This window comes from Roseovarius sp. MMSF_3359 (genome assembly GCF_030733385.1).
GTDB lineage: Bacteria > Pseudomonadota > Alphaproteobacteria > Rhodobacterales > Rhodobacteraceae > Roseovarius.
On record NZ_JASHJC010000006.1, the window covers coordinates 70,930 to 96,427 of the forward strand.

Consider the following 25,498-nt stretch of genomic DNA (forward strand, 5'->3'; position numbering starts at 1 on the left):
AAGAGCGGGGGGGCGCGCGTCCGTGCGCCCCTCATTCCTGAACGCTTAGTCTACGACGCGGCAGGTCAGGTTGATCCGCCCACCCTTGGGCATCAGAGATGACGTGCCGAACTTGATCCGGTCCACCCCGTGATAGGTCAGGCGCGCCTCTCCTCCCATCACCACCACATCGCCGGATTGCAGCCAGATCGATTCGGTTTTGCCGCCGCGCGCCTGATTGCCGATGCGGAATAGCCCCTCATCGCCCAAAGACATCGACAGCACCGGCCAGGTGAAATCCGCCTCGTCCCGGTCCTGGTGCATCCCCATACGGGCGCCTTCGCCATAGAAATTGATGAGACAACAATCCGGGTCGCGTGTGTCACTGACCAATTCGCGCCAGATCGCCAACACCTGATCGGGGATCGCCGGCCAATCGCCACCCTCGGGATGACGGTCCGCATATCGGTATCCGCGCCGGTCGGAATACCAGCCGAACCGCCCCGCCGACGTCATCCGAACCGACATCGGCTTGCCATAGGGTGTCTGCGGCGAGAAGAGCGGTGCGGCGGCCACGACATCGCGCGAGGCCGTCAACAGATCCTGCTGCTCCGGCGCACTCAGCAAGCCCTTGAATACCTTGAATCCCCGGATGGTTATGGTCGGCGCCCGCATTCCGCGTCCTCTCGTGTCTGTTTAACTGCATATTTAGGGCAAAATTGCAGAATCCACCCCTCCGGAACGGTTGCAGGGCAACTTTCGCCTGCCTATATACGCCCAGAAGCGCGGCAACCGGAATTCCGGTGTCGCCATCGCATCGGGGCCTGATGCCGAGCATGGGTCGGGTCCTGGAACATCGCCTAAGTTAGAAGGGATCGTCAAATGGCCAAAGTCATCGGTATTGACCTCGGAACCACGAACTCCTGCGTCGCCATCATGGATGGTAGCCAGGCCCGCGTCATCGAGAATTCGGAAGGTGCCCGCACCACGCCCTCGATCGTCGCTTTCACAGACAACGAACGCCTTGTCGGCCAGCCGGCCAAACGTCAGGCCGTCACCAACCCGGAAAACACCATCTTCGGTGTCAAGCGCCTGATCGGTCGCCGGGAAGATGACAAGGACCTGGCCAAAGACAAGAAGAACATGCCATTCAACGTCATCGACGGCGGCAATGGCGACGCCTGGGTCGAAGCCAAGGGCGAGAAATACAGCCCGGCGCAAATCTCGGCCGTGATCCTCGGCAAGATGAAAGAAACCGCCGAGTCGTATCTGGGCGAAGAGGTGACACAAGCGGTCATCACCGTGCCTGCCTATTTCAACGACGCACAGCGTCAGGCGACCAAGGACGCGGGCAAGATCGCGGGCCTCGAAGTGCTGCGCATCATCAACGAGCCGACCGCCGCCGCGCTGGCCTATGGTCTCGACAAGGAAAACACCCACACCATCGCGGTCTATGACCTTGGCGGTGGTACCTTCGACGTGACCATCCTTGAGATCGACGATGGCCTTTTCGAGGTGAAGTCGACCAACGGTGACACTTTCCTCGGTGGTGAAGACTTTGACATGCGCATCGTCAACTACCTCGCCGATGAGTTCAAAAAAGAGCACAGCGTTGATCTGACCAAGGACAAGATGGCCCTGCAACGCCTGAAAGAGGCCGCGGAGAAAGCCAAGATCGAACTCTCGAGCAGCTCGCAGACCGAGATCAACCAGCCCTTCATCTCGATGGGTTCGGACGGCGCGCCGCTGCACATGGTCATGAAACTGACCCGTGCCAAGCTGGAAAGCCTGGTGGGTGACCTGATCAAGGCCTCGCTGAAACCGTGTCAGGCCGCGTTGAAAGACGCCGGAATGGCCGCGAACGAGGTGGACGAGATCGTTCTGGTCGGCGGTATGACCCGGATGCCCAAGGTGATCGAAGAAGTGACCAAGTTCTTCGGCAAGGAGCCGCATAAGGGTGTGAACCCGGATGAGGTTGTTGCCATGGGTGCCGCCATTCAGGCCGGTGTTCTGCAAGGCGACGTCAAGGATGTTGTTCTGCTCGATGTGACACCGCTGTCGCTGGGTATTGAAACCCTGGGCGGTGTCTTCACCCGCCTCATCGACCGCAACACCACGATCCCGACCAACAAAGGTCAGATCTTCTCGACCGCCGAGGACAACCAGAACGCCGTGACGATCCGGGTGTTCCAGGGCGAGCGTGAAATGGCTGCGGACAACAAGATGCTGGGGCAGTTCAACCTCGAAGACATCCCGCCCGCGCCGCGCGGCATGCCGCAGATCGAAGTGACCTTTGACATCGACGCCAACGGCATCGTGTCGGTTCAGGCCAAGGACAAAGGCACCGGCAAGGAACAGAAGATCACGATCCAGGCCTCCGGTGGCCTCAGCGACGAGGACATCGAAAAGATGGTCAAGGACGCCGAGGAGAATGCCGAGGCGGACAAGGAACGCCGTGAGCTGGTCGAAGCCAAGAACCAGGCCGAAAGCCTCATCAACTCGACCGAAAAGTCGATGGAGGAGCACTCGGACAAGGTCGATCCGACCACGATCGAGGCGATCGAGCTGGCCATTGCCGCGCTCAAGGACGAGCTGGAAACCGACAATGCCGACAAGATCAAGTCGGGCATCCAGAACGTGACCGAAGCTGCCATGAAACTGGGCGAAGCCATCTACAAGGCGGCGCAGGAAGACGGCGAAGACGAGCCGATGGCGGCAGATGAGGCCGGGGCCGGTGAAGACGATATCGTCGATGCCGACTTCGAGGATCTCGACGACGACAAGCGCGCTTGAACGTGCGCCTGACGGAACAGATGGGGCCGGGCCAGCTTGAGACCGGCCCGGCCCCGACCGTTCCGGTATAAGGAGATCTTCAATGGCCAAACGTGACTATTACGAAGTGCTCGGGTTATCCAAAGGCGCGTCGGCCGAGGAAATCAAGAAAGCCTATCGCAAGAAGGCCAAGGAACTTCACCCCGACCGCAACAAGGACAACCCCGATTCCGAACGGCAGTTCAAGGAAGCGGGCGAGGCCTATGACGTGCTGAAAGACGCCGACAAGAAGGCGGCCTATGACCGCTTTGGCCATGCCGCGTTCGAAGGTGGCATGGGCGGCGGTGGCCGTCCCGGCGGCGGCGGGCAAGGCGATTTCGCAAGCGCGTTTTCCGATGTGTTCGACGATCTTTTCGGCGATTTCATGGGCGGGCGCGGCGGTGCAGGTGGTGGCCGGCAACGGGCCGCGCGTGGATCGGACCTGCGCTATAACCTGCGGGTAACGCTGGAAGAAGCCTATACCGGCCTGCAAAAGACCATCAACGTCCCCACCGCCGTGCAATGCGAGGCCTGTGACGGATCAGGTGCCGAAGGTGGTGCGGAGCCATCCACCTGCCCGACCTGTTCGGGCATGGGCAAGGTCCGCGCGCAGCAAGGGTTCTTTACGGTCGAGCGCACCTGCCCCACCTGTTCGGGTCTGGGTCAGATCATCAACAACCCCTGCAAATCCTGTCAGGGGCATGGCCGCACCGAAAAGGACCGCGCGCTGAGCGTCAACATTCCCGCCGGCGTCGAAACCGGCACCCGAATCCGTCTTGCCGGGAATGGCGAGGCCGGGATGCGCGGTGGTCCTCCGGGCGATCTCTATATCTTCATCGATGTGGCGCCGCATGAGCTCTTCGAGCGGCAGGAAAACCACCTTTTCTGCCGCGTGCCCGTGTCGATGTCCGCCGCCGCCCTCGGGGGCGATATCGAGGTGCCGACGATTGATGGCGGTCGCAGCCGGGTGAAAATCCCTGCGGGAAGCCAATCAGGCCGTCAAATGCGGCTGCGCGGCAAAGGCATGCCTGCGCTGCGCGGCGGCTCCAACGGCGACATGATGATCGAACTCGCCGTGGAAACGCCTGTCAACCTGACGTCGAAGCAAAAAGAACTGCTGCGCGAATTCGAGGCGCTGTCGGAAGACAACAACCCCGAAAGCAAGAGCTTCTTCTCCTCGGTCAAATCCTTCTGGGATTCGATGAAAAGCTGATCCCGCGTGACGGGCGAAAGACCAAGGGCGTATGAGGATCATGCGCCCTTTTTTGCATCTCGAAAGAACGATGCTGGTGGAATCATAAGTATATGAAAACCCTGTATTTTACCGTACCCAAACCTCAACGCGGCGGTTGACCTGTCTCCCCCAGGCGCTGTCGTCGCAGGCCATGGGCATGGCTTCTCCGAAGGCTTCGACGCCGAGGTTGATACGGTCGAGATTGGCGGTTTCGGCTGCCCGGACCACCGCGCCCTGCACCGCTTTGGCGCGGCGCATGGCGATCTGGCGGTTTGCCGAGGCAGCGCCCTCACCATCGCTGAAGCCAACAAAGACCAGCCGTCGCGCATCGTAGAGGCCGACCTCCAGCGCCCGCGCCAATTGCTGCACGTTGGAACGCGATTGTGCATCCAACCGGGCCGAGCCGGCCTCGAAACGAAATGTTGTCGTGAGCCGCCTCAACGGTGCCAAGGTCGTTACCATCCGTTGCAGTTCTGCCAGGCGAACCTCGTCCCCGGCGCGCAGGATGGCATTGGCAAACCGGTCGCCCTGTTCGTTGATTTCGATCTCTTCCGGTGCCTGATCGACAAAGCCCGCCCGCCGGATCACCAGTTGTGCAGACGGGTCGCGCATATAGGCCAGGAGCTCGCGCACGAGCTTGGGAAACCGCCGCGCGGGCAGGTAAAGGAACATGGGCGCGGTCAGGGGATAGTCCTCGGTCTTGACCGCGCGGCGCGTCGCCTTGAGGGCAAAACCGCATTCGCCCTTGAGGCCAAGCTCCCAGGTGTTGCCGACTTCGGATCGGCTTGTGACGCCGAGGGCAAAGGGATCGTCCGCCACCGCGCTGGCAAGGGCACGGCTGTCCGCATGCCGCACGGCCCCCTCCACCAGATCAAGGCGTTGCGGGGCCAAGAGGCGATCGACCGTGGCCTGTCCCAGGCCGGACCGCGCATCGTGCAGATGTACGCTGATCGGGGCATTTGGTCCGCCAAGCACCGTCCAGTTGTCGATCTCGCCCGACAGAACCTGCGCCAGTTGCGGTGTTGTGATCGCCTGGATCGGATTGCTGGGTGCGACGACCGGCACCAGAGCGTCGAGCGCCATCACGCGGCTGCGCCCGGTCGCCGTGAGGTTGCCCAACCCGGCGTCACGGGCGCGTTGGATCTCGTCCGACCGGGCCTCGCGCAGGGTCATCGCGATGTCGGCTTCATTAGCCAGAAGATCGGCAAACCCTTCATCGGTGTTGGTCAGCTTGAAAGTGAATTCCCCCAGCACCGCTGCATCCGCCTTGCTGGCCAGCGAGATCAGGAACTGCCCATCAGGCAAAGTCTCGCGCCGCATATCGTAATTGCCGCGGATGGCAAAGGCCTCGATCAACGCGGGCATCAGGACACGGCCCACCGTCGGTGCACCCGAAAACGTCACCCGCGCGATGTAGTTTTCCAGGTTTGGACACCCAGGGCCTTCGCAAAGCACCCCGGAGCCATCCACCGTCAGTTCGCCATAGATCGTGTCGACCCGGTAGAACTCTCCGTCGAACCCCAGAAGGTTCCCCGAAATCTCGACATCGCCATCATGCGATTTGAGCGTGACATCCTGTGCCACCGCCATCCCGAGACCGAAAACGGAGAGAAGTGCGGCGAGGCCCACCGCACGCAGAATTTTCATCAAAAGACCCCCGAACGCCGCGGATTAGTTGCGGGCGATCTTCAGGTCATTCAGCAGGTTTTTCAACACCAGATAATCACCGATCGCGCTGCAATCTGGCACGGAAAGCACAACATCGCGTACCGACAGCATGCCATCGCTGCCAAGCTGGATGGTTTGCGCCTCGATATCGCGTCCGCAATTCGCGCGGGTGATCTCGGCCTCGAGGCTTAAGGTGACGGCGCCCGACCGGGCGATTGTCCCCGAAGGGAAGCTATAGACCTCGGCCAGACGGCCATCGGCAAAGTCGGATGTGCCGTGGCGCGACACGAAACCGCCTTCGCCACGCGCGGCCATGCTCATGTCGCCCGCAGCACCGGTCCAGACATGTCCGGGTTCGTTATATGCCGCGCCGTATTCAAGCGCGTGAATTTGCAGGCCGCTGTCACCGGTCCATTGCACGACAACCCGGTCGTAATACTCTAGCGATGATACCTTTGTCGTTGCGACGACACTGTCACCGTTCGAGAACGACACGATGTAGACCGCGTCATTGGCAAGCGCGGGGACACTCAGGGTGCGCTTGCCATTGTCGTCGGTCACATCGGTAAACATCATGCCATTGTGATGCACGGTCAGGCGATCCCGGACCATGCATGGCGCGTCAATCTCGAGCGCGACCATTGCGGCGGCCAGGGGCGTGGCGGTGACCGCATGGGTGCAGGAGAAGGTGGGCGCGATCTCTTCGCCGGGCAGTTCCATGATCGGCGCATCTTTGGCGATCGAGGCAAGCACGATGGGCGCGTCCGGCAAAAAGTCCGGCTTGGGCGAAGGTGCCGAAAGGGCCGATGTCATCATGATGCCCGAAATTTTCAGAGGTACGGGTGCAACCTCCGGCAAGGGGGCCATCGAGACTTCGGGCGATGAAAGATCCTGCGGCTCTGGCGGGGCCTCCTGCGCATTGCTCTGCATCAGATAGCCGATCCCCCAGGCACAGAACAGCGTTCCGCCCACGGTGATCAGGCGACGGGGATTGATCCTTGCCTTCAACATTCCACTTTCCCACACCTATTAAGGTCTGGTTAAGTCTTATTGACGGATCATGGCTGCCTTAAGGCAGGGATTGGGTGTGAATCGGGCGACCATGTGGCGGCCCGGCGGGTCAGACCAGTCTGCCGTGGCAGTGTTTGAACTTCTTGCCGGAACCGCAGGGACAGGGTTCATTGCGCCCCGGATTGCCCCAGGTTGACGGATCGTCTTCGACAAATCCCTCGATGGCATCCGGAAAGGCGTCGCCCTCCACCGCATCGGCAACGGCCTGCTCCATCGCGGCGCGCTGCTCATCAACCTGCGCCAGCATCTCCTGCTGTTCTTCTTCCGTCATCGGGCGGATCTGCCCAAGCTTCTGCGTCACGTCCTGACGCAGGCTGTCCAACATGGATTCGAACAATTGGAAGGCTTCGTTTTTGTATTCATTAAGCGGGTCGCGCTGCGCATAACCGCGGAAGCCGACAACGCTCCGCAGATGTTCCAGCGTCAGGAGGTGCTCCCGCCATTTGCCGTCAATCGTCTGCAGCAGAAGCTGCTTTTCGATCATCCGCATGTTCTCGGCCCCGAACTGCGCTGCCTTCTGCGCCATCATCTCATCGGCGGCATTTTCCAGGCGTTCGGCGATATCCTCGTCATCGACACCTTCTTCGTCGGCCCAGTCGATCACCGGCAGATCCATGTTCAGGTTCTCGATCACGGCGGCCTTGAGGCCCTCCATGTCCCATTGATCGGCATAGGTCTTGGGCGGCATGTAGGTGTCGACAAGATCGTCGATGACCTCGTTGCGCATGTCCTTGACGATTTCCGACAGGTCGCTGGCGCGCATGATGTCGAGGCGCTGCTTGAAGATCACCTTCCGCTGCTCGTTCATCACGTCGTCGAACTTGAGAAGCTGCTTGCGGATGTCGAAGTTGCGCCCCTCGACCTTGGCCTGCGCCCGTTCCAGGGACTTGTTGACCCAGGGGTGGATGATCGCCTCGCCCTCTTTCATGCCGAGACCGGACAGAACCTTTTCCAGCCGTTCCGAGCCGAAAATCCGCATCAGGTCGTCGTCAAGGCTCAGGAAAAACGCTGACCGACCCGGGTCGCCTTGACGGCCGGACCGCCCGCGCAACTGGTTGTCGATGCGGCGGCTTTCATGGCGCTCCGTGGCCAGAACGAAGAGACCGCCGGCCTCCAGCACTTTCTGCTTTTCGTCGGCATGTTCGGCTTCGATCTTGGTCCGCAATGCTTCAGGGTCGGCCTCGGGGTCGGCGGCCATCGCCTCCAGCACCTTCATCTCGACATTGCCGCCAAGCTGAATATCGGTGCCGCGTCCGGCCATATTGGTGGCGATGGTCACTGCGTTCAGCTTCCCCGCATCTGCCACGATCTGCGCTTCCTGCTCGTGCTGGCGGGCATTCAGGACGTTGTGCTTGACCTTGGCCTGGGTCAGCAACTGGCTGAGCATCTCGGATTTCTCGATCGAGGTTGTGCCGACAAGGATCGGCTGACCTTTTTCATGGGCCTTTTGGATCGACTCGATGATCGCTTTGAACTTGTCGTTGGCGTCGCGGTAAACCGCATCGTCCCGGTCAACCCGGGCAATCGGCTTGTTGGTCGGCACTTCGACCACGCCAAGCCCGTAGATTTCGGCAAATTCCTCGGCCTCGGTTGCCGCCGTCCCGGTCATGCCCGACAGACGGTCGTAAAGACGGAAGTAATTCTGGAAGGTGACCTGCGCCATGGTGACGTTTTCAGGCTGGATTTCGCAGCCTTCCTTGGCCTCGATCGCCTGGTGCAGACCCTCGGACAAACGGCGTCCGGGCATCATCCGCCCGGTGAACTCGTCGATCAGCATGACCTCGCCATCCCGGACAATGTAATCCTTGTCCTTCGAGAAGATCTTGTGCGCGCGCAGGCCCTGGTTGACGTGGTGCACGATCGTGGTGCTTTCCGGGTCATAGAGCGATTGCCCCTCGGGCAGCAATTCGTGTCGCCGCAACACCTCTTCGAGGAATTCGTTGCCTTCATCGGTGAAGGTTGCGCTGCGGGTCTTTTCCTCGATTTTGTAGTGCTCTTCGGTGAGTTCCGGGATCACCTTGTCGATCGCCACATAGAGGTCACTGCGGTCCTGCGCCGGCCCCGAAATGATGAGCGGCGTCCGTGCTTCGTCGATCAGGATCGAGTCCACTTCGTCCACAACGGCGAAATTATGCCCACGCTGGCTCATGTCCTCGAGGCTCGATTTCATGTTGTCGCGCAGGTAGTCGAACCCAAGCTCGTTATTGGTGGCATAGGTCACGTCGGCGGCATAGGCGCCCTTCTTCTCGCCATCGGGCTGCTGCGGATAGACGACACCGGTGGTCATGCCAAGCGCGGCATAGACCTTGCCCATCCATTCGGCGTCCCGCTTGGCGAGGTAATCGTTGACCGTCACGATGTGCACGCCCTTGCCCGAAAGCGCGTTGAGATAGGACGGGAAGGTCGCCACCAGCGTCTTGCCCTCGCCGGTTTTCATCTCGGAAATGTTACCCTGATGCAGGAAGATCCCGCCCATGAGCTGCACGTCGAAGGCCCGCAGGCCAAGCGCGCGGCGCGCGCCTTCGCGGCAGTTGGCAAAGGCTTCGGGCAGGAGGTCATCAAGGCTTTCGCCATCGGCGACACGTTTTTGAAACTCTCGCGTCTTTTCGATCAGACCATCATCGCTCAACGCCTCGAACTCGGGCTCCAGGGCGTTGATCTTTTCAACCAAAGGGCGCACAGCCTTGATTTTGCGATCATTCGGGGTGCCAAAAATCTTTCTGGCAACAGTTCCGATACCCAGCATGTTTTATCCGTTCCGGTCTTTTGACAATACGTGAATGGCAATTGCTTGCCCCGCAATCCGCGCCGCCGTACAAGGTGGGTCAGACAGCGGGATTGCCTTTATCCTAAGGCGATGTAAGGGCCTGCTGAAAGAGTGTCAACGTCGCGCACCCTCGCGATTTCATGAGCTGCGTCCGCAAAGGAAGAATTCCATGTTCACCACTCCCAGGTTTCTGCCTGCCGCCGTCTTTGCTGTTTCCATCGCTGTCGGTGCGCCCGTTCTCTCACAAGATGAACCGACCGCGGCAACTGTCGTCGCCAAAGTTGGCGAAACCGAGATCACATTGGGTCATATGTTGGCTCTTCGAAGCGGCCTGCCCCCGCATTACAACGAACTGCCCGACGAGGTGCTTTTCAACGGTATTCTCGACCAGTTGATCCAGCAGACCCTGCTGATGCAGATCGTCGGGGACAACCCCAGCCCGATGACCAGCCTCATGATCGAAAACGAGACAAGGGCACTTTTGGCGTCTGAGGCGATCCGGGGCGTCATGGACCTGCCGGTCAGCGAGGACGACCTGAAGGCCGCCTACGCCGCGCGTTACGCAGATGAGGAACCCGAGACCGAGTATCATGCGGCCCATATCCTCGTTGAAACGGAGGACGAAGCGAAAGATATCATCACCAAGCTCGATGAGGGCGCGGATTTCGGCGACCTGGCCAAGACTCTGTCGACCGGGCCTTCGGGTCCAAACGGGGGCGATCTTGGCTGGTTTGGCCCCGGGGTGATGGTCGAGAGCTTCTTTAACGCGGCCGCAGCCCTGGACGCCGGCGAAGTCTCGGCACCGGTCGAGACGCAGTTTGGCTGGCATGTGATCAAGATGATCGAAACCCGCGACAAGGATATTCCGACCCTGGACCAGGTGCGCGAGGAATTGCAGGAAGAGCTGCGCCAGAAGATTTTTGACGATCTGATCGCGCAGCGCGAATCCGAGACGGCAATTGACCGCGCCGGCGCAGATGGTATCGATCAGGCCATTATCAAAAGCACCGATATTCTGGAGAATTAAGAATGGGCGGAACGCCTCCTATTTCGCCACTGGCCCCGGCGGATTTTCCCGAATTGCCAGTCATCAAGGGCGTGAGTTTCGCGACGGCCGAGGCCGGGGTGCGTTACACGGGCCGCCCGGACGTGATGCTGGCCACGCTGGTCAAGGGGACGACGATTGCTGGGACGTTCACACGGTCCGCCACGCGCTCGGCGGCGGTTCTGGACTGCCAGGAAAAGATTGGTGGGTCCACCGCAGAGGGAGCCGCCATCCTTGTCAATTCCGGCAATGCCAACGCCTTTACCGGGCGTAACGGGACCGATGCCGTCAAGGCCGTGACCGAGGCGACCGCAGCGGCCACAGGGGTGCCGGAAGCGCGGGTATTTACCTCGTCAACCGGCGTCATTGGCGAGCCGTTGGCCCATGACCGGATCACCGCGAAACTGAAAGACCTGACCGGCAACCAGACGGAGGCCGGAATCGCGGACGCCGCCCGCGCCATCATGACCACCGACACGTTTCCCAAGGGCGCGGCGACCACCGTCACCATTGACGGGCAACAGGTCCGTATCGCGGGGATCGCCAAGGGGTCGGGCATGATTGCGCCGGATATGGCGACGATGCTGGTCTATATCTTCACAGATGCGGTTGTGGATCAGCCGGTACTGCAATCCATGGTCAGCGCCCTGAACCGCAAGACTTTCAACTGCATCACCGTTGATAGCGATACCTCGACGTCGGATACTCTTCTGGTGGCGGCGACGGGGGCGTCCGGCATCCGCATCACCGAGGCGAGCGTCGGTTTCATGGAAGGTCTGCGCAAGGTGATGCTCGATCTGGCGCATCAGGTCGTCCGTGACGGCGAAGGAGCCACCAAATTCGTCGAGATTTCCGTGTCCGGTGCCGCCAGCGATGACGAGGCGCGCATTCACGGGATGGCCATCGCCAATTCCCCGCTGGTCAAGACGGCGATTGCCGGTGAAGACGCGAATTGGGGCCGGATCGTCATGGCCATCGGCAAATCAGGTGCGCGGGCGGATCGTGATCTCCTTTCGATCCGCTTCGGTGATATTCTGGTCGCAAGCGATGGTTGGGTGAACCCGGATTACAGCGAAGACGACGCCGCCGCCTACATGAAAAACCAGGAGCTTGAGATCCATGTCGATCTTGGTCTGGGCGGCGGGACCGCGGTTGTCTGGACCTGTGACCTGACACATGGGTATATCGACATCAACGCGGATTATCGCTCGTGAAATCCGGGCAATTACAGGAAAAGTGGGGGCCGGTTTTCCGTCCGGAATTGCGGCCATGAAGACTGTTCTGGTATCGGCGGTTGCGTTGATCGACATCGACGGACGCATCCTTTTGGCGCAGCGACCGGAAGGCAAATCCATGGCGGGTCTCTGGGAGTTTCCGGGCGGCAAGGTCGAACCCGGTGAAACGCCAGAAGCGGCGCTGATCCGCGAACTGCACGAAGAGTTGGGCATCGACACTTGGGCCAGTTGCCTCGCCCCCCTGACATTTGCCAGCCACTCCTATAACGATTTCCACCTGCTGATGCCGCTCTTTGCCTGCCGAAAATGGGAAGGTCAGCCGCAGGGCCGTGAAGGTCAAACCCTGAAATGGGTGCAACCCACCAAGCTGCGCGACTATCCCATGCCACCTGCAGACCTGCCGCTCGTTCCGATACTGAGGGATTGGCTCTGATCGTTTGATCGTTTCGAGCCACTTGCGGACAGTGCCCTTGCCCGGAATCAAGGTGCGCAGCACCGCCGGGCAGCGCCCGACCGCCCCATGGGCGGGCGCTTCTTCGCCGTTTCAATCCCGACGATTGTTGGAGGTATACGTCACCATAAAGTGCAATGAACCACCTGGATGCGCCCACCCCCGGTCGGGCGATGCCCTCTGTTGCGATGGCGACCCAAGGTCCGCTTTGTCCGCAACGCAGACGAAAAAAGGGCCGGAAAAACCGGCCCCTTTATCTGAGTTTTCAGACAGGTCAGTCGAGAGAACGTTCGACTTCCTCACGCTCGAAGATCTCGATTACGTCATCGGCGCGGATGTCATCGTAGTTCTCGAACGCCATGCCGCATTCCTGGCCGGACTGGACTTCGGGCACTTCATCCTTGAAGCGCTTGAGCGTCTTCAGCGTGCCTTCGTGGATTACCACATCGTCGCGCAGCAGGCGCACACCGGCGGAGCGGCGGGCGACGCCTTCGGTGACGAGACAGCCCGCAACCTTGCCGACGCCGGTGACCTTGAAGACCTCTTTGATCGTCGCGTAGCCGATGAAGTTCTCGCGAATCTCGGCGCCCAAGAGGCCCGAGGCCGCGGCTTTCACATCATCCACCAGGTCGTAGATCACCGAATAATACCGGATCTCCACACCCTTCTGGTTCGCGGAATTTCGTGCGGGCGCGTTGGCCCGGACGTTGAAGCCGAAGACCGGCGCACCGGAGGCTTCGGCCAGGCCGATATCCGACTCGGTAATCGCACCAACGCCCGAATGCAGCACGCGCACACGGACCTCTTCGTTTCCGATCTTCTCCATCGCCTGAACGATCGCCTCGGCCGAGCCCTGCACATCTGCCTTCACGACAACGGGCATTTCCGACACGTTCTCGTTTTCCTTGGCGTTCGCCATCAGCTGTTCCAGCGAAGTCGCCGCGCCGGCGGCGGCGCGCTTGTCCTTGGCGGCTTTCTCGCGATACTCGGCGATCTCGCGCGCCTGTGCATCGGTCGAGACCACGTTCAACACGTCACCCGCTTCAGGCGTGCCGTTGAGACCCAGAACTTCGACCGGCACCGATGGTCCGGCCTCCTCCACACGATCGCCGCGGTCGTTGATGAGCGCACGGACCTTACCGTATTGCTCGCCCACGACGAAGATATCGCCTTGGCGCAGCGTGCCGTTCTGCACCAGAACGGTTGCAACGGGGCCACGGCCCACGTCAAGCTGCGCCTCGATCACGGCACCCTCAGCCGCACGGTTCGGGTTGGCCTTGAGTTCAAGGATCTCCGCCTGCAGCGCGATCGCCTCCAGCAACTCGTCCAGACCCTGACCGGTATGCGCGGACACTTCGACATCCTGCACATCGCCTGACATCGCCTCGACGATAACCTCATGACGCAAGAGGTCCGAACGGACCTTGTCCGGATCGGCGGCGGGCAGGTCGACCTTGTTGATCGCCACGATCATCGGCACTTCGGCGGCCTTGGCGTGGTTGATCGCCTCGATGGTCTGCGGCATCACCGCGTCATCGGCGGCAACCACCAGAACGACGATATCCGTCACTTGCGCACCCCGGGCGCGCATCGACGTAAACGCCGCGTGGCCGGGGGTATCGAGGAAGCTCAGCACCGTGCCGCTGTCGGTCGTGACCTGATAGGCGCCGATATGCTGGGTGATGCCCCCGGCTTCGCCTGCCACAACCTTGGCATCGCGAATCGCATCCAGAAGCGAGGTCTTGCCGTGGTCGACGTGACCCATGATGGTGATGACCGGCGGACGGCCTTCGAGATCTTCGGGCTTGTCTTCGACCTGGTCGATCACATCCTCCACATCCGCGTCCGAGACACGGACGACCTTGTGGCCAAACTCTTCGATGATGAGTTCTGCGGTGTCGGCGTCGATCGACTGGTTCTGGGTGACCATCATGCCATTGGTCATCAGCGATTTGACCACATCGGCGACACGTTCGGCCATGCGGTTGGCAAGCTCCGAAACCACGATGGTTTCGGGCAGTTGCACTTCGCGTACCACCTTTTCGCGCTCAACATTGCCGCCCATCGCTTTCTGACGGGCGCGCTCCTGCTTACGCTTCATCGCGGCAAGCGATTTCTGACGGCCCCCTTCGCCACCCGAAAGCGCCTGGTTCAGCGTGAGCTTGCCCGAGCGGCGGCCATCATCGCCACGGCCCTTGCCACGGCGCTGCTGATCGCGGTCCTTGTCCTGCTTGCGCGGGGCCGGAGCGGATTTCGACGGGGCAGCGCCACGGTCCGCCGCCGGTGCAGCAGGTTGAGCCGCCGCTGCGGCTGCTTGCTGGGCTGCTGCCTCGGCTTCGGCCTTGGCGCGTTCGTCGGCTTCGGCCTTGGCCTTGGCCCGCTCGGCGCGTTCCTGTTCTTCGCGTTCCTTGGCTTCGGCCTCTTCGCGGCGGCGCTTGCGGTCGGCTTCGCGCGCCTGCTCTTCGGCTTCGCGTTTCGCGGCGTCCTCGGCCTCGCGTTCCTTGGCCGCCTGAAGCGCCTTCATCCGGCGTTCCATTTCCGCGTCGGAGATACCGGCGGGACGTTTGGCAGAACTTCCCGGCGCCGCGGATTTGCCGGACGCAGCAGGGCTGGGCGTCGCCGTCGTCGGTTTGACGATGCGCTTACGCTTGGTTTCCACCACGACGTTCTTGGTTCGGCCATGGCTGAAGCTCTGCTTCACATTTCCCGCGCGGGGACCACCACGAACGCCCAGTGTTTTCTTTCCGTCGTTGTCGCTCATCAGCTTCTACTTTCCTTTCCGGTGACCCTTGTCACCGTCCGAGACGCGAAGGCCTTTCAGCCTTGTCGCCTCCTCTACAACACGTTTGGACAAACCACCAGCACCCAGTGCCGCATGCACCGCCGATTGTCGCCCAAAGGCATGGCCCAGCTCTTCTGCCGTCAGCCAGCCTATGAAACTGCCGCCATATGGCGTGCTCAGCTTCGATTTCCCCCGCTCCGAGCCGTCACTGGCCTGGATCAGGATTTCGGCCTCGTCCTTCGACAGCCAATCCTTGACCCGTTCATATCCAGTTGTCGCCCGGCCCCCCTTGCGCGCAAGGCTGATCAATTCGATCACCCGCCGCGCCAGCATTGTCTCCAGAAGGTCAACAAGCCCTTCAGGTACCGTGACAGGCTGTTTCGCCGCCCGCGCAAAGAGGCCCTTTTTCACGGCCTTTTCGACCGCCGCCCGGTCCGCCGCAACCCAGATGCCCCGCCCCGGCAGCTTTTCCGCCAGGTCCGGCACGACCTGCCCGTCCGGTGACACGGCAAACCGGATGAGGCCAGTTTTCGGCTGCACCTCACCCGTGGCAATGCACTTGCGTTCAGGACCGTCCGACCGGTCTTTGGGTTGCCCAGCGCGACCCATCAGGTGCCTCCGAGGCCTGATAAATCAGGCCTCAGCCTCCTGCTCTTCGCCTTCCAGCCCGGCCTCTTCTTCGGCCTCGGCCTCAAGCTCTGCCGGATCGACCCAGCCCAGCATGATGCGCGCGGTCATGACCAAGTTCTGCGCTTCCTCAAGCGACACGTCGAAAGGTTCGAGGATACCGTCATCCTTGACACGCTCGCCGTCATTGGTGGTCCAGCCGCCGGCCAGTTCCCAATCGGCGCAGGTGGCGAAGTCTTCCAGTGACTTCACGCCGTCCTCGGCCAATGCCTGAATCATCTGGGGTGTCAGGCCCTCGAATTCAACCAGGCTGTCCTCGACACCAAGCTCCCGCGCCTTGTCCAGCGCCGCCTTGGCCTGCGCATCGAGCACATCACGCGCCCGCGCCTGCAATTCGTTGGCGGTGTCTTCGTCTACACCATCAATCACCAGCAGCTCGTCAAGCTCGACGTAGGCCACTTCTTCGAGGTTGGTGAACCCTTCGGAGACCAGAAGCTGAGCAAAGAACTCATCCAGATCCAGCGTTTCCATGAAGAGCTTGGTGCGTTCCTCGAATTCACGCTGACGACGTTCCGAATCCTCGGCCTCGGTCATGATGTCGATATCAAGGTTGGTAAGCTGGCTCGCCAGGCGGACGTTCTGACCGCGACGACCAATGGCAAGGCTCAGCTGCTCCTCGGGGACGACAACCTCGATCCGTTCGGCCTCTTCGTCCAGAACCACCTTGGAAACCTCGGCAGGTTGCAGCGCGTTCACCAGGAAGGTCGGCTGATCTTCGTTCCACGGGATGATGTCGATCTTTTCGCCCTGAAGCTCGTTCACCACGGCCTGAACCCGGCTGCCGCGCATCCCGACGCAGGCACCGACGGGGTCGATCGAGCCGTCATAGGAAATCACCGCAATCTTGGCGCGCGACCCGGGGTCACGGGCCACCGCCTTGATCTCGATGATGCCGTCATAAATCTCGGGCACTTCCATCTTGAAGAGTTCCGCCATGAATTCCGGCGCGGTGCGGCTCAAGAAAATCTGCGGGCCACGGGCCTCGCGGCGCACATCCTTGATGTAGCAACGGATGCGGTCATTCGGGCGATACGATTCGCGGCCGATTTTCTCGTTCCGGCGCAGGATTGCCTCGCCACGTCCCACATCGACGATGACGTTGCCATATTCCTCGCGCTTGACCTGACCGTTGATGATCGTGCCGGCGCGGTCCTTGAATTCCTCGAACTGACGGTCACGCTCGGCCTCACGGACCTTTTGCAGGATCACCTGCTTGGCCGATTGCGCGGCGATCCGGCCCATGTCCACCGGCGGCACTTCCTCGATGAACTGGTCACCGATCTTGGGATCTTCGAGATATTGTTTCGCCTGCTCGACGGTGAACTCGGCCTGATAGTTCTCAAGCTCTTCTTCCTCAACGACCGTGCGCACCCGGGTAAAGGTCGCTTTGCCGGTCTTGCGGTCGATGCTGACGCGAATGTCCATCTCGGCGCCGTAGCGGCTCTTGGCGGCACGGGCGAGGCTTTCTTCCATCGCCTCGATCACGAGGCTTGGGTCGATCATCTTCTCGCGGGCCACGGCCTCGGCGGTTTGCAGCAACTCAAGCTGGTTGGCAGATGTGATTGCCATTCTCTCAGTCCTCCTCAGAACCGGTTTCAGTCTCTATTTCGTCGAAATCTTGCTCGTCTATGACACCAGCGGCCTTGCGCTGACGCAGCATTTCCTTGATCAGCTCATCGGTCAGCACCAGCTTGGCCTCAGCCAGCCAGTCGAACTCCAACCCGATGGTGCCTTCCTCGACATTGATGAGCACTTCGCTGCCCTCGACACCGGCCAGCACGCCCTTGAAGCGTTTGCGTCCGTCGATCAGCTCGGACGTCTCCAGTTTGGCCTCATAGCCCTCGAACGCCTCGAAATCCTTCAGCCGGGTCAGGGGCCGGTCAATCCCGGGTGAGGACACTTCAAGCGTATAGGCATCGGTAATCGGATCCTCGACATCAAGAACCGCACTCACCGCCGTGGAAATCTGCGCGCATTCATCGACCTCGATGCCGCCTTCGGGCCGTTCGGCCATGATCTGCAACGTATGGGTCTTGCCTCCCATCAGCCGCACGCGCACCAGCTCGAACCCCATGTCTTCAATGACAGGGGTGATGATTTCGGCCATCCGGCGATCAATCGCAGCTTTTGCAATCAGGTCGTTGCTCATGGTGTCCAAACACAAAAAAACGGGCGCGCGGCCCGTTGCATCTTTCCCGGTGGAGCTTCCGGTGTGGACCCGAACGCGCCGCTGTTGGGATGGATATAGCGAGGGTCGGGTGAGTCTGCAAGGAGAATGAGCGAATGACAGCTTGGAGACACGTTGATAGGTTTCCCGCATTGAAAAATTTGTTTGGGGATTCAAAAAAATGTCAGTTCAAGAAATGGCCGAAGCCTATTCCGCCGCCTGGAGTTCCGGCGACCCGGAGGCCGTCGTCTCGTTCTATCGCGATGACGGGTCGATCACCATCAATCGTGGCGATCCGATCGAAGGCCGCCAGGCGTTGCTCGACATGGTCGCCGGGTTCTATGCCGAATTTCCCGGCCTCACGGTCTCGCTCGATCATCTGCGCATGGCCGGAGATCATGTGATCTTCGGCTGGGTTCTCGAAGGCAAACATGCCGAGACTGGCAATCGGGTCCGGGTGCCGGGATGGGAAGAGTGGGATCTTGATGAAAATCTAAAGGTCCGGAAATCCCTGGGTTGGTTCGACGCGGTTGAATATGAACGTCAGATCGAAGAAGGCATCTGAGGCGAAGATTGCAGCTTACCGTGGCCGCAACCGAGCCCTCGGACTGACTGCTGCCTATTCTGCAAAGCGGTCTTAGATCGCGGCAAGCAGGTCGGTTATGGCGGATTTATATGCCGCCACGACGGCATCGCGTGCAACGTGGCGGCCCGATTTCACCATGTGGCGCCCGGCGGACCATGTATCTGTCACGACGTCATCCGAGGCCGCAAAGCACAACCCATCGAGCAATTGCCCATCGGTCAGGGCGCATAGCGACGGGTCGCCGCGGTCAATGGCGGCGAGATCGGCCAGTTTGCCTTCGGCAATGACACCCGCATCGCGCGCCAGTGCCTGCGCCCCGCCCCGTGCCGCCCCGGTGTAGAGCGTCTGCCCGACGGAGCCTTCGCCCGCGACCATCACGTTCCGCGCCATGTCCCGCAGTCGTTGGGAGTACTCCAGCGTCCGCAACTCTTCGGTCAGGGACACCCGCACATTCGAATCCGACCCCACCCCGAAACTGCCGCCATGTTGCAGGTAGGTCGGTCCGTTGAAGGGACCGTCGCCAAGATTGGCTTCGGTAATCGGGCAAAGCCCCGCCACCGCACCGCATTCGGCCAGGCGGATTGTTTCCCCTTCGGTCATGTGAGTCGCGTGGATCAGGCACCATCTTGCATCGACCTCTGCATTGTCGAGCAGCCAGTCCACCGGGCGTTTGCCAAGGGCCGCCTCGACATCCTGCACTTCTTTCAGTTGTTCCGAGATGTGGATGTGCACCGGTCCGGTGGGTTTCGCTTCAATAAGCCGGCTCAGGTCCGTCGGTGACGTGGCGCGCAACGAATGCGGGGCGATGCCAACCCGGCAGTCCTCGGGCAGGTTCGTCAGGTTGGAAATGCACCCCTCCGCAAGGCGCAGGAACCGGTCAACATCGTTCGAAAACCGAAGTTGTCCGCCGGCAAGGGCCTCCTGCTGCACCCCGCCATAGGTGTAGAGCACGGGCAGATGTGTCAGGCCGATCCCGGTGGTCCGGGCCGCGGCAAACACGCGGTCGCTCAACTCGGTCAGGCTGTCATAGGTGGTGCCGCCCGGTTGATGATGCACGTAATGAAATTCGCCCACCGCCGCGTAACCGGCCTCCTGCATCTCCATGAACGTCAGGGCGGCGATGGCCTCGACCTGCTCCGGTGTCAGCTGATCGAGAAAGCGGTACATGAGAGTCCGCCATGTCCAGAAACTTTCGCGCCCCGCCGCGCGGAACTCGGTCATGCCCGCCATGGCGCGTTGAAACGTATGACTGTGCAGGTTGCTCAGCGACGGCAGCAAGGTATCAACGCGGTAATCCCCTGCCTGCGCGTCTGCACCCCGTTCAAGGCTGCTGATCCGGCCATCGGCGCATTCGATCCGCACCTGCGTCGTCCATTCCGCGTCGAGCAGGGCCGTCTTGGCATGGATTTTCATGGCATTCTCATTTGTATAGACATTATCAGTTTTGCGGATATACAGAACCACCAGTCAATGCAATGTCAGATACCAATAGCATGACCCAAGGCGACATCGACAAGGATGCCCTATCCAAACGAGCCGGAGGGCGCTTTGATGCGGTCACGAACGGCGTGGCGCGGGAGGTGTTGCCCGTTCTCAATGATACGCCTTGTCGCCATAAGGTCGCCCGCTGTTTTGGAAAAGGCCCGTCAAATGGATCTGTTTCAGGAGGTTTAACGTGACACATCTCACCCTCGTTCCGGGCGACACGACCCTGGCCCAGCTCGAAGACGTCTATTGGAACGACACGGCCGTGCAACTCCACGAAGCCTGCAGACCGGCCATCGAGGCGGCTGCCGACCGGATCAGGATCGCAGCAGAGGGCGACGTGGCGGTCTATGGCGTGAATACCGGTTTCGGCAAGCTGGCTTCGGTCAAGGTCGCACCCGAAGATACCGCCACGCTGCAACGCAACCTGATCCTGTCACATTGCTGCGGCGTCGGAGAGCCGATGCCGCGCAAACTCGTGCGGCTGATGATGTCGCTCAAACTCCTCTCCTTTGGTCGCGGTGCGTCGGGTGTTCGCTGGGAGTTGGTGACCTTGCTGCAGGACATGCTGGCCAAGGGCGTCACGCCGGTTGTGCCATCGCAAGGATCGGTCGGCGCGTCCGGCGACCTCGCCCCGCTTGCGCATATGACCGCCGCGCTGATGGGCGAAGGCGAAGCCGAGTTCGGTGGGGAGGTGATGCTGGCTGCCGACGCCCTCCGCCGGGCCGGGCTTACCCCCGGTATCCTGGGCCCCAAGGAAGGGCTGGCGTTCATCAATGGCACGCAGTTCAGCACCGCCTACGCGCTGGCCGGCGTGTTCCAGGGCTGGCGCGCCGCGCGAAATGCCCTCGTTATCTCGTCCATGTCGACCGACGCCATCATGGGTTCGACCGCACCGCTGCAGCCCGAAATCCACACCCTGCGCGGCCATCGCGGTCAGATCGAAGCAGCCGCGGCCATGCGCGCCATTCTCGACGGATCCGAGATCCGTGAAAGCCACCGGGAAGGTGATACACGGGTGCAGGATCCCTATTGCATCCGGTGCCAGCCGCAGGTGACCGGCGCGGCGATGGATGTGCTGCGGCAAGCAGCGGCGACACTCCTGACCGAGGCCAATGCTGCCACCGACAACCCCCTTGTCCTGAGCGAGGCGGATTTGATCGTTTCGGGGGGCAATTTCCACGCCGAACCGGTCGGTTTTGCCGCCGACATGATCGCCCTGTCCCTGTCCGAGATCGGGGCGATTTCACAACGGCGCGTGGCGCTGATGGTTGATCCGACGCTGAGTTTTGATTTGCCGCCTTTCCTCACTCCCAATCCAGGTCTGAACTCCGGCCTGATGATCGCGGAGGTCACCACCGCCGCGTTGATGAGTGAAAACAAGCATCTCGCCAACCCCTGCGTGACCGATTCAACGCCCACATCGGCCAATCAGGAGGATCATGTCTCCATGGCGGCCCACGGCGCCCGGCGCCTGGAGCGGATGGGGGCCAACCTGAACACGATCCTCGGGGTCGAAATGCTCTGCGCCGCGAGCGGGGTGGAGTTCCGCACACCCCTGAAAACCAGCGCGCCACTGCAAAAGGTGCTCAACCGGTTGCGTCAGGATGTCGAGGCCCTGGAGGATGACCGCTTCATGGCACCGGATCTCCTGGCGGCAAGCACCCTCGTTTCCACCGGCGCCATCCTGAAAGCTCTCGACACGGACCTGCCACAACTGGACTGATCCCAAGGGTCGGAAATGTAAAATGTCGGGAATTTGGTGCCCAGGAGAGGACTCGAACCTCCACGTCCATACGGACACTAGCACCTGAAGCTAGCGCGTCTACCATTCCGCCACCTGGGCAGGTGTCGTGAGGCAGCCATGTATCTCTGGCTCCGGTTGGAGTCAACGGCCATTTTCGCATTAATCTGCGTCGCCATATCACCTTGTCGAAATCGGCACGGGGCGGTAGGAAGAGACGGTAAAGTTGTCAGCCGCGGAGGCCACCACATGTCCAAGCTAGTCACCATCTATGGCGGATCGGGATTTGTCGGGCGGTATATCGCGCGGCGCATGGCCAAGGCGGGGTGGCGTGTCCGGGTTGCGGTGCGGCGGCCCAACGAGGCGATGCATGTCAAACCCTATGGTGTCGTTGGGCAGGTCGAGCCGCTTTTGTGCAATATCCGAGACGACAACAGCGTGCGCGCGGTGATGCAGGGTGCGGATGCGGTGGTGAACTGCGTTGGCACGTTTGACCGCAAGGGGCGCAACAATTTCGATGCCGTGCAGCATGAGGGCGCCGAACGGGTCGCACGGATCGCCGCCGAAGAGGGTGTGAGCCACCTCGTGCACCTTTCCGCCATCGGCGCCGATTCCGGTTCCGACAGTCTTTATGCACAATCAAAGGGTCTTGGCGAAGAGGGGATCCTGCAGCATTTCCCAGGTGCGGTGATCCTGCGCCCTTCGGTGATCTTCGGCCCCGAAGATGGCTTCTTCAACCGGTTCGCGTCGATGACCCGCCTGGGGCCGATCCTGCCGGTGGTCGGCGCCGATACCAGGTTTCAGACCGTCTATGTCGACGATGTGGCCAAGGCCGCGGAAATGGGCATCAAAGGCGACGCCGCGCCCGGCATTTACGAGCTTGGCGGGCCGGATGTGAACACTTTCCGGGAGCTGATGCAGGAGATGCTGGGCATCATTCGCCGGCGCCGCATGGTCATGAACATTCCTTTCTGGGCGGCCAGTATCATGGCCGGCGTGATGGAGTTTGTGCAGACCATCACTCTGGGCCTCGTCCCGCCGCAGATCACCCGCGATCAGGTCAAGAGCCTGCGGGTCGATAACGTGGTGTCGGAGGGCGCCAAGGGTTTTGCCGATCTCGGGATCGAGCCCTCGGCAACCGAGGCGGTTCTGCCGGACTACCTGTGGCGTTTCCGTCCGGCGGGTCAGTATGAGGCAATCAAGGAATCGGCTGAAAACCTGCGCGCCTGAATGCGGCGTCAGGTATAGGCGATAAAGAGCAGGATGCCGCCAAGGGCGATCCGGTAGAGAACGTATGGCGTGTAGCTGACGCTTTTGAGTAGACGCATCATCAGGACCAGCGCGAAGAGCGCGGCAACAAAGGCCAGCAATGCGGCAATCGCGCAATCGCGCAGCAGGCCCATATCCGCATCGAGCGCGACACGACCGCCCAGGAAAATCCCGCTGGCGATAATCGTCGGGATCGACATGAGCATCGCCAGTTTGGCCGCGTCATGGCGGTTATAGCCCAGGAAACGTGCGCCAGTGATCGTGATGCCGGACCGTGACGTGCCGGGGATCAGGGCAATCGCCTGCCAGACACCCATGGTCATCGCGTCCGAAATCGTCCAGTTTTCCGCGTCCTTATTGGTCTCGCCGTTCTGATCCGACCAATAGAGCAGGATGCCGAAGACCAGCATTGCCCAGCCGATGATCTTGAGTGACCTGAGCTCCTCGTAAAGTCCAGTCAGTTTGAGGATCAGGCCAAAGGCGATCACCGGCACCGATGCGATCAGCAACAGCATCGCCAGCCGCGCACCGGGCGTGTCCGCGCGCCCCGTGGCGAGCCGCGGCAGGCCGCTGAGCGCCAGGCGGACGTCAGTCCAGAAATAGAGGATGACCGCGAAAAGCGTGCCCACATGCACCGCCACATCTATGGCCAGCCCCTGGTCTTCGTGACCGGTCAGGTGCGGCAGAAGTATCAGGTGGCCCGATGACGAGACCGGCAAAAACTCGGTCAGGCCCTGCACAACGGCGACCATGAACAGATGGAACAATGACATACTGTGGGTCCTGCTATTCCCTCGGGGCCAGCTATAAACAACAGGGGATCAAAGGAAAGATCGTATTTAGGTCCGAAACGGATTTAAATTCTGTGCGAAAAGCTGCCACAAGGCGCCAATCCGTAAAAATTAATTCCTAATAGGTCACTAATTATGACTTTATTTCCCCATCCGCTTGCCGTAGACATCTCCAGCACCCGAGAGATTCTGGAGACTGTGCCGTGGCGAAGCAACCCATGCTGAAATTCGTAACCGTCGATCGCGACATGCCCGAAAAGCGGGCAGCGGATGAGCGCAACAAGGATTTTCACGAGATCTATGCCGAATATGCCACCGTCAAGGCGGCGGAGCAGGCCAGCCGGTGCAGCCAGTGTGGCGTGCCCTATTGCCAATCGCATTGTCCGCTGCACAACAACATTCCCGACTGGCTCAGGATGACTGCCGAGGGTCGGTTGAAGGAAGCCTATGAGCTGAGCCAGGCCACCAATACCTTCCCCGAGATCTGTGGCCGGATCTGTCCGCAGGACCGGCTTTGCGAGGGCAATTGCGTGATTGAACAATCCGGACACGGCACGGTCACCATCGGGTCGGTCGAGAAATACATCACCGATACCGCGTGGGAGAAAGGCTGGGTCACCGCCGCTGCTCCGGTGCAGGAACGTCCCGAATCCGTTGGTATCATCGGCGCAGGCCCCGGTGGGTTGGCCGCCGCAGACGTGCTGCGCCGGGCGGGTGTGCAGGTGGTCGTCTATGACCGCTATGACCGCGCGGGCGGGTTGCTGACCTATGGCATCCCGGGCTTCAAACTTGAAAAAGACGTGGTGATGCGCCGGATCGAACAATTGGAGCAGGGCGGCGTCGAATTCGTCATGAACTGCAATGTTGGCGAGGATATCTCGTTCGACGATCTGCGGGGCAAACATGACGCCGTGATCATCGCCACAGGCGTTTACAAGTCCCGTGAATTGCAGGGCCCCGGTTCGGGCGCCTCCGGCATCGTGCGGGCGATCGATTACCTGACCGCCAGTAACCGGATGAGCTTTGGCGATGCGGTGTCGGAATTCGACAGCGGCGCGCTCAATGCCGAGGGTAAGCGCGTCGTGGTGATCGGCGGGGGTGACACGGCGATGGATTGCGTCCGCACCGCCGTCCGGCAGGGCGCAACATCGGTGAAATGCCTGTATCGCCGGGATCGCGAGAACATGCCAGGCAGTCAGCGGGAAGTGAATAATGCCGAGGAGGAAGGTGTTATCTTCCAGTGGCTTAGTGCACCGAAAGGGTTTGTCGGCGATCCGGTGAGTGGCGTTATGGTGCAACAAATGCGTCTGGGGCAACCCGATGCCAGCGGGCGACAAAGCCCCGAAGAAATCGAAGGCGCTGTCGCCGAAGAGCCCGCGGACCTTGTGATCAAGGCGCTTGGGTTCGAGCCCGAGGACCTGCCGGCTCTGTGGGGCCAGGACGACCTTGAAGTGACCGGCTGGGGGACTATCCGAGCGGAGTTTACGACGGGACGGACTGCGATGGACGGCGTCTTTGCCGTCGGTGACATCGTGCGCGGCGCGTCGCTCGTGGTCTGGGCCATCCGCGACGGGCGCGACACGGCGGATGCGGTGTTGGAGTATCTGCACACACAATCGGCAGTCGCGGCGGAATGAGGCCTTATGGCTGGTAGGTAAGTCGACGCCTAAACCTGCGAAACGCTCCCGAAGAAGCGCGCAAGGCACAAGGCGGCGCTAAGCAGGAA

The 25,498-nt window shown here is 61.1% G+C and carries 19 protein-coding genes and 1 tRNA gene; 9 read left to right on the forward strand and 11 right to left on the reverse strand.

Features of this window, described 5'->3' with window-relative positions; all coding sequences use genetic code 11:
- Window positions 1-45: 45 nt before the first annotated feature.
- Window positions 46-654, reverse strand: a complete 609-nt coding sequence (locus RBB29_RS10365; RefSeq protein ID WP_306114329.1) for an alpha-ketoglutarate-dependent dioxygenase AlkB — start codon at window positions 652-654, stop codon at window positions 46-48.
- A 207-nt stretch (window positions 655-861) separates the two neighbouring features.
- Between RBB29_RS10365 and dnaK the strand changes: the two genes are divergently transcribed.
- Window positions 862-2,772, forward strand: coding sequence for a molecular chaperone DnaK (dnaK, locus tag RBB29_RS10370; protein WP_306114328.1), 1,911 nt, complete (start codon window positions 862-864; stop codon window positions 2,770-2,772).
- Window positions 2,773-2,854: 82 nt separating this feature from the next.
- Complete coding sequence (gene dnaJ / locus RBB29_RS10375; protein ID WP_306114327.1) at window positions 2,855-4,003, forward strand: molecular chaperone DnaJ; 1,149 nt, start codon at window positions 2,855-2,857, stop codon at window positions 4,001-4,003.
- A 108-nt stretch (window positions 4,004-4,111) separates the two neighbouring features.
- Here the strand turns inward: dnaJ and RBB29_RS10380 are convergent, their stop codons facing one another.
- The 3 genes from RBB29_RS10380 to secA form a co-directional block, all read right to left on the reverse strand.
- Window positions 4,112-5,671 carry a phosphate ABC transporter substrate-binding/OmpA family protein gene (locus tag RBB29_RS10380; RefSeq protein ID WP_306114326.1) on the reverse strand — a complete coding sequence of 520 codons (1,560 nt, stop codon included), beginning with the start codon at window positions 5,669-5,671 and terminating at the stop codon, window positions 4,112-4,114.
- Between the two features lie 24 nt (window positions 5,672-5,695).
- Entirely contained in the window at window positions 5,696-6,703 is a 1,008-nt protein-coding gene (locus tag RBB29_RS10385; RefSeq protein WP_306114325.1) for a hypothetical protein, read from the reverse strand.
- A gap of 109 nt (window positions 6,704-6,812) precedes the next feature.
- Complete coding sequence (secA, locus tag RBB29_RS10390) at window positions 6,813-9,509, reverse strand: preprotein translocase subunit SecA (RefSeq protein WP_306114324.1); 2,697 nt, start codon at window positions 9,507-9,509, stop codon at window positions 6,813-6,815.
- 190 nt (window positions 9,510-9,699) lie between these two features.
- On the opposite strand from secA, the gene RBB29_RS10395 reads away from it, so the two are divergent.
- The 3 genes from RBB29_RS10395 to mutT are packed head-to-tail and all read left to right on the forward strand — an operon-like array spanning window position 9,700 to window position 12,243.
- Window positions 9,700-10,557 (forward strand): peptidylprolyl isomerase, encoded by an 858-nt coding sequence (locus RBB29_RS10395; protein ID WP_306114323.1) that lies wholly within the window; start codon window positions 9,700-9,702, stop codon window positions 10,555-10,557.
- A gap of 2 nt (window positions 10,558-10,559) precedes the next feature.
- The gene (argJ, locus tag RBB29_RS10400; RefSeq protein ID WP_306114322.1) at window positions 10,560-11,789 is read left to right on the forward strand and encodes a bifunctional glutamate N-acetyltransferase/amino-acid acetyltransferase ArgJ; all 1,230 of its coding nucleotides are present in this window, start codon (window positions 10,560-10,562) and stop codon (window positions 11,787-11,789) included.
- 55 nt (window positions 11,790-11,844) lie between these two features.
- Window positions 11,845-12,243 carry an 8-oxo-dGTP diphosphatase MutT gene (gene mutT / locus RBB29_RS10405; protein WP_306114321.1) on the forward strand — a complete coding sequence of 133 codons (399 nt, stop codon included), beginning with the start codon at window positions 11,845-11,847 and terminating at the stop codon, window positions 12,241-12,243.
- Window positions 12,244-12,535: 292 nt separating this feature from the next.
- On the opposite strand, the gene infB is transcribed toward mutT, so the two are convergent.
- Genes infB through rimP form a run of 4 tightly spaced genes read right to left on the reverse strand, consistent with a single transcriptional unit; the run spans window position 12,536 to window position 17,879 of the window.
- A complete protein-coding gene (gene infB, locus RBB29_RS10410; RefSeq protein WP_306114320.1) occupies window positions 12,536-15,022 on the reverse strand; it encodes a translation initiation factor IF-2 in 2,487 nt (828 codons plus the stop codon).
- Between the two features lie 6 nt (window positions 15,023-15,028).
- Window positions 15,029-15,652 (reverse strand): RNA-binding protein, encoded by a 624-nt coding sequence (locus RBB29_RS10415; RefSeq protein ID WP_306114319.1) that lies wholly within the window; start codon window positions 15,650-15,652, stop codon window positions 15,029-15,031.
- Between the two features lie 24 nt (window positions 15,653-15,676).
- A complete protein-coding gene (gene nusA, locus RBB29_RS10420; protein ID WP_306114318.1) occupies window positions 15,677-17,299 on the reverse strand; it encodes a transcription termination factor NusA in 1,623 nt (540 codons plus the stop codon).
- 4 nt (window positions 17,300-17,303) lie between these two features.
- Window positions 17,304-17,879: a ribosome maturation factor RimP gene (gene rimP / locus RBB29_RS10425; protein WP_306114317.1), complete on the reverse strand. Its 576-nt coding sequence runs from the start codon at window positions 17,877-17,879 to the stop codon at window positions 17,304-17,306.
- Between the two features lie 199 nt (window positions 17,880-18,078).
- Here rimP and RBB29_RS10430 point away from each other — a divergent pair, with 199 nt between their 5' ends.
- Entirely contained in the window at window positions 18,079-18,462 is a 384-nt protein-coding gene (locus tag RBB29_RS10430; protein ID WP_306114316.1) for a nuclear transport factor 2 family protein, read from the forward strand.
- 72 nt (window positions 18,463-18,534) lie between these two features.
- Here the strand turns inward: RBB29_RS10430 and RBB29_RS10435 are convergent, their stop codons facing one another.
- Window positions 18,535-19,896, reverse strand: coding sequence for a formimidoylglutamate deiminase (locus RBB29_RS10435; protein ID WP_306114315.1), 1,362 nt, complete (start codon window positions 19,894-19,896; stop codon window positions 18,535-18,537).
- Between the two features lie 262 nt (window positions 19,897-20,158).
- Here RBB29_RS10435 and hutH point away from each other — a divergent pair, with 262 nt between their 5' ends.
- A complete protein-coding gene (hutH, locus tag RBB29_RS10440; protein ID WP_306114313.1) occupies window positions 20,159-21,694 on the forward strand; it encodes a histidine ammonia-lyase in 1,536 nt (511 codons plus the stop codon).
- 34 nt (window positions 21,695-21,728) lie between these two features.
- Here the strand turns inward: hutH and RBB29_RS10445 are convergent.
- A tRNA-Leu gene (locus RBB29_RS10445) sits at window positions 21,729-21,814 on the reverse strand.
- A gap of 147 nt (window positions 21,815-21,961) precedes the next feature.
- On the opposite strand from RBB29_RS10445, the gene RBB29_RS10450 reads away from it, so the two are divergent.
- On the forward strand, window positions 21,962-22,942 hold the full coding sequence (locus tag RBB29_RS10450) for a complex I NDUFA9 subunit family protein (protein ID WP_306114312.1): 981 nt from the start codon (window positions 21,962-21,964) through the stop codon (window positions 22,940-22,942).
- Window positions 22,943-22,950: 8 nt separating this feature from the next.
- Here RBB29_RS10450 and RBB29_RS10455 read toward each other — a convergent pair whose 3' ends face one another.
- On the reverse strand, window positions 22,951-23,754 hold the full coding sequence (locus RBB29_RS10455; RefSeq protein WP_306114311.1) for an undecaprenyl-diphosphate phosphatase: 804 nt from the start codon (window positions 23,752-23,754) through the stop codon (window positions 22,951-22,953).
- Window positions 23,755-23,975: 221 nt separating this feature from the next.
- Here RBB29_RS10455 and RBB29_RS10460 point away from each other — a divergent pair, with 221 nt between their 5' ends.
- Window positions 23,976-25,409, forward strand: coding sequence for an NAD(P)-dependent oxidoreductase (locus RBB29_RS10460; RefSeq protein WP_306114310.1), 1,434 nt, complete (start codon window positions 23,976-23,978; stop codon window positions 25,407-25,409).
- Window positions 25,410-25,498: the final 89 nt, after the last annotated feature.

Bases quoted from the DNA above. Each gene is read 5' to 3' on its own strand.
- dnaK (WP_306114328.1), top strand. From the start codon at position 862: ATGGCCAAAGTCATCGGTATTGACCTCGGAACCACGAACTCCTGCGTC.
- rimP (WP_306114317.1), bottom strand. From the start codon at position 17,879: ATGAGCAACGACCTGATTGCAAAAGCTGCGATTGATCGCCGGATGGCC.
- infB (WP_306114320.1), bottom strand. From the start codon at position 15,022: ATGAGCGACAACGACGGAAAGAAAACACTGGGCGTTCGTGGTGGTCCC.
- mutT (WP_306114321.1), top strand. From the start codon at position 11,845: ATGAAGACTGTTCTGGTATCGGCGGTTGCGTTGATCGACATCGACGGA.
- RBB29_RS10365 (WP_306114329.1), bottom strand. From the start codon at position 654: ATGCGGGCGCCGACCATAACCATCCGGGGATTCAAGGTATTCAAGGGC.
- secA (WP_306114324.1), bottom strand. From the start codon at position 9,509: ATGCTGGGTATCGGAACTGTTGCCAGAAAGATTTTTGGCACCCCGAAT.
- argJ (WP_306114322.1), top strand. From the start codon at position 10,560: ATGGGCGGAACGCCTCCTATTTCGCCACTGGCCCCGGCGGATTTTCCC.
- RBB29_RS10435 (WP_306114315.1), bottom strand. From the start codon at position 19,896: ATGAAAATCCATGCCAAGACGGCCCTGCTCGACGCGGAATGGACGACG.
- nusA (WP_306114318.1), bottom strand. From the start codon at position 17,299: ATGGCAATCACATCTGCCAACCAGCTTGAGTTGCTGCAAACCGCCGAG.
- RBB29_RS10395 (WP_306114323.1), top strand. From the start codon at position 9,700: ATGTTCACCACTCCCAGGTTTCTGCCTGCCGCCGTCTTTGCTGTTTCC.
- RBB29_RS10385 (WP_306114325.1), bottom strand. From the start codon at position 6,703: ATGTTGAAGGCAAGGATCAATCCCCGTCGCCTGATCACCGTGGGCGGA.
- RBB29_RS10430 (WP_306114316.1), top strand. From the start codon at position 18,079: ATGTCAGTTCAAGAAATGGCCGAAGCCTATTCCGCCGCCTGGAGTTCC.
- RBB29_RS10380 (WP_306114326.1), bottom strand. From the start codon at position 5,671: ATGAAAATTCTGCGTGCGGTGGGCCTCGCCGCACTTCTCTCCGTTTTC.
- RBB29_RS10415 (WP_306114319.1), bottom strand. From the start codon at position 15,652: ATGGGTCGCGCTGGGCAACCCAAAGACCGGTCGGACGGTCCTGAACGC.
- dnaJ (WP_306114327.1), top strand. From the start codon at position 2,855: ATGGCCAAACGTGACTATTACGAAGTGCTCGGGTTATCCAAAGGCGCG.
- RBB29_RS10450 (WP_306114312.1), top strand. From the start codon at position 21,962: ATGTCCAAGCTAGTCACCATCTATGGCGGATCGGGATTTGTCGGGCGG.
- RBB29_RS10455 (WP_306114311.1), bottom strand. From the start codon at position 23,754: ATGTCATTGTTCCATCTGTTCATGGTCGCCGTTGTGCAGGGCCTGACC.